Source organism: Vibrio sp. 1978, assembly GCF_033344345.1.
This window is the reverse complement of the sequence record NZ_JAWPOP010000083.1, coordinates 1-1,539: the sequence shown is the minus strand read 5'-3', so window position 1 is coordinate 1,539 and position 1,539 is coordinate 1. Positions and strand designations below refer to the sequence as shown.

Below are 1,539 nucleotides of genomic sequence, written 5' to 3'. Positions count from 1 at the left end.
AAGCTGCTCAGTCGCTTTCATCAAACCAATTTCTGCCGTCAGCGCAGAGCCTGCACGTCCAGCGAAAAGAAGCGCAGTAACCACCGGCCCAAGTTCACGCAGTAGTGACAACGCGACCATCTGACCAAGACTGCCTTCCGCGCCGTAATCCACCAGCACTACATAGCCTTGCAAGCTAAGAACCATGCCGATAAACAAACCAGACACGACGATAATAGCCAGTGATTGCACGCCAACGGAATACAACTGTTTGATGAGTAGAGGAAAACTTTTAGAGGGTTGAGGCTTAGAGAAGATAGCGCCAACAAGCATCAAGGTTGCACGGCCAAAAGCTTCACAGATGGCGAGCGTGCGTCTTCCTAATGAAGCGACAAATTGAATAAAGCTAGCGACCATCAAATAGATCCTTTTCGATACTTTGCGCAGGAAAACGAAACGGCACAGGGCCATCTGCATCACCTTGTAAGAACTGCTGCACTCGCGGGTCTGGGTTTTGACTCAACTCCTCTGGCGTGCCAAACGCGATGATCTTGCCATCTGCTAGTAGGTAAACCCAATCAGCAATACTCATGACCTCCGGTACATCGTGTGATACCACAATAGACGTAAGGCCTAGAGCTTGGTTTAAGTCTTTGATCAACTCAACCAAAACACCCATGGTAATGGGGTCTTGTCCCACAAATGGTTCATCGAACATGATTAAATCAGGGTCAAGTGCGATGGCACGAGCCAATGCGGCGCGCCTCGCCATACCGCCCGAAAGCTCACTTGGCATTAATTGCGCAGCTCCGCGCAGACCAACCGCTTCGAGCTTAAGCAGTACCATAGTACGAATCAAATCTTCTGAAAGATTGGTGTGTTCACGCAGTGGAAAGGCCACATTGTCAAATACATTCAAATCCGTGAATAGAGCCCCGGATTGAAACAGCATGCTCATTTTCTTACGAGCGTTGTAGAGTTTTTTGCGAGAAAGAGTCGGAATGTTGTCACCATCAAACCAAATCTCTCCTTGTTCGGGATACAACTGACCGCCAATTAAACGGAGCAGTGTCGTTTTACCGATTCCCGATGGTCCCATAATCGCCGTCACTTTACCTTCAGGAACATGCAGATCAATACCATCAAAGATCGTGCGATTTCCTCGTGAAAAAGTGAGGTTGTTCACGGTGACTAAATCGTTGTTCGACATATCATCTCTTCTACTGTCAGAGCATTAACGCTCGCAGAGTTGTCAAGTCAATCCACTTCCGAATAGCGCTAAGGGTTCCCTTATCGCCGCTTCGGTACATTTATTAGGCTGCAATCATAAGCACATTGGCTTGGAATTTAAAGCACTGTTCGATTAAATAAAGCCGACCAAATTCAAGCTATTCTCCATAAATTATGGCCTGATCGTCACCAAGTGTTTAAATCCTAGACCAGAATCATCACTTTATTTGCAATGATTGAATGAGTGACAATTACATACATTTTCGTTACTAACCTTTAATTTATTCGTTGTTTATCTTCCATTTTAAGCTGCAAAAGGTCAAAATTAGC

Annotated in this window: 2 protein-coding genes; both read right to left on the bottom strand. The window is 45.8% G+C overall.

Annotated features, from left to right (window positions below; translation table 11 throughout):
- Window positions 1-396: ABC transporter permease (locus R8N49_RS24600; RefSeq protein WP_318190155.1), on the bottom strand; the 396-nt coding region annotated here is incomplete at its 3' end.
- Window positions 386-1,189, bottom strand: a complete 804-nt coding sequence (gene mlaF / locus R8N49_RS24595; protein WP_005455119.1) for a phospholipid ABC transporter ATP-binding protein MlaF — start codon at window positions 1,187-1,189, stop codon at window positions 386-388. The genes R8N49_RS24600 and mlaF, both read right to left, overlap by 11 nt.
- Window positions 1,190-1,539: the final 350 nt, after the last annotated feature.